Raw genomic sequence first — 2,199 nt, 5'->3', positions numbered from 1 at the left:
GGCCGGGCGCTCGTAGAGGTCGCGCGGCGTGCCGGCCTGGGCGATGCGGCCCTGGTCCATCACGATGACCTGGTCGCTCACGGCCAGCGCCTCGGCCTGGTCGTGCGTGACGTAGGCCACGGTCAGGCGCAGCCGCTGCTGCAGCGCGCGGATCTCGTCGCGCATGGCGCGGCGCAGCCGGGCGTCGAGGTTGGACAGCGGCTCGTCGAACAGCAGCACGCGGGGTTCCAGCACCAGCGAGCGGGCCACGGCCACGCGCTGCTGCTGGCCGCCGGAGAGCTCGCCCGGCAGCCGATCGTCGAAGCCGGGCAGGCCCACCGACGCCAACGCGCCGCGGGCGCGCCGCCGCACCTCGTCCTTCGACAGGCCGGCCACCTCCAGGCCGTAGCCGACGTTGCCGAGCACGGTGCGGTGCGGGAACAGCGCGTAGCTCTGGAACACGAGGCTGACGTTGCGCTCGGCGGGACCGAGCGTGGTGACGTCGCGGCCGTCGATCAGGATGCGGCCCGAGGTCGGCGACTCCAGCCCTGCGATCATGCGCAGCGTGGTCGTCTTGCCGCAGCCGCTGGGCCCCAGCAGCGTGGTGAGCGTCCCCTCGGGCACCGTGAAGTCGATGCCCTGCACGACCAGCGGCGACGCCGGGCCGCCATAGCGCTTGGTGATCTGCCGGAACTCGACGCCGTGGGTCATCGCGGACGGGGAGGAAAGGTTGGGGATGGGGATGGGGACCGTCCGTGCTCGACACCGCGTCGCGGCACCCGGGGCCCCCTCGAGCGGCCGTACAAAACGCGCAGGGGGTGCGTCATTTGCGGCGGCGGCCGAGCCGGCGCTCGCCGACCCCGAGGTGGATCAGCGCGGCGGCGGTCGACATCAGCACGATGAGCACGGTGCAGTAGGCCAGCGCCACGCCGTAGTCGCCGTTGCCGACGCGGCCGATGATGAAGGTGGTGGCCAGCTGGTGCTCGGCGGTCACCAGGAAGATGACCGCCGACACGGTGGTCATGCTGCGCACGAAGGCATAGACCAGCGCGGCCACCAGCGCCGGCTTGAGCAGCGGCAGCACCACCCGCCGCAGCGTCGTGGCGGTGGAGGCCCGCAGCATGGCCGAGGCCTCGTCGAGCGAGCGGTCGAGCTGCCCGAACGCCGCCGTGCCGGCGCGCACGCCCACCGGCAGGTTGCGGAACACGAAGCACAGCACGATGACGAGCGCCGTGCCGGTGAGCTCGAACGGCGGCACGTTGAAGGCCAGGATGTAGCTCACCCCGAGCACCGTGCCCGGGATGGCGAAGGCCAGCAGCGCGCAGAACTCGAACGCGGCCTGGCCCCTGAACGCTGTGCGGGCAAGCAGCCAGGCGATCAGCAGGCCGAGGCCGGCGCACAGCGGCGCGGCGATGGCCGCCAGCTGAAGCGTCGTGAACAGCGAGTTCCAGGCCGAGCCCGCCCACACCAGGCCGTGCTCGCCCCACTGCAGCGCGAACGCCGACAGGAAGTGGCGCAGGGTCGGCGTGTAGTCGCGGCCCCAGGTCTGCACGAAGCCGCCGATCACCGCGAACAGGTAGACCACCAGCGTGAACGCCAGCCACGGCAGGGCCACCGCCAGGCACGCGCGGCGCACGCCGTCGGGCAGCACCATCGGCACGCCGGCGTCGCCCTTGCCCGACACCGTGGTGAAGGACGCACCGGCCAGCAGCCGCCGCTGCAGGAAGAAGGCCCCGAGCGCGAACGCGGTGAGGATGAGCGCCAGCGAGGCGGCCCGGCCCTGGTCGTACTGGGCGCCGACGATGGCGAAGAAGATGTCGGTGGACAGCACCGAGAACGAGCCGCCCAGGATGATGGGGTTGCCGAAGTCGGCGATCGACTCGATGAAGCCCATCAGGAAGGCGTTGGCCAGGCCCGGCTTGAGCAGGGGCAGCGTCACCGTGAAGAAGGTGCGCGTGCGGCTGGCCCGCAGCGTCTGGGCGGCTTCCTCCAGGCTGGGCGCGACGCCCTGCACCACGCCGCGCAGGATCAGGTAGGCGATGGGCGTGAAGGCAAACAGCTGCGCCAGCCACACGCCGAAGAAGCCGTAGAACCAGCGCGTGGGCGGGGTGCCGAAGGCCCATTCGAGGACTTGGTTGACCAGCCCGGCCCGGCCGAACAGCAGGATCAGGCCCAGGCCCACCACGAAAGGCGGCGTGATGATGGGCAACAGCGCCAGCA

At 71.9% G+C, this 2,199-nt stretch carries 2 protein-coding genes; both read right to left on the bottom strand.

The window, feature by feature from the left end; genetic code table 11:
* Positions 1–690, bottom strand: a 690-nt coding sequence (locus tag ACR2JA_RS13110; protein ID WP_434009524.1) for an ABC transporter ATP-binding protein, incomplete at its 3' end; no start/stop codon positions are given.
* A gap of 112 nt (positions 691–802) precedes the next feature.
* On the bottom strand, positions 803–2,199 hold a 1,397-nt coding region (locus ACR2JA_RS13105), incomplete at its 5' end, for an ABC transporter permease (protein ID WP_434009523.1).

Origin of the sequence: Hydrogenophaga sp. (genome assembly GCF_051007235.1) — a bacterium.
Classification (GTDB): domain Bacteria; phylum Pseudomonadota; class Gammaproteobacteria; order Burkholderiales; family Burkholderiaceae_C; genus Hydrogenophaga.
This window is presented reverse-complemented; position numbering and strand designations above follow the sequence as displayed.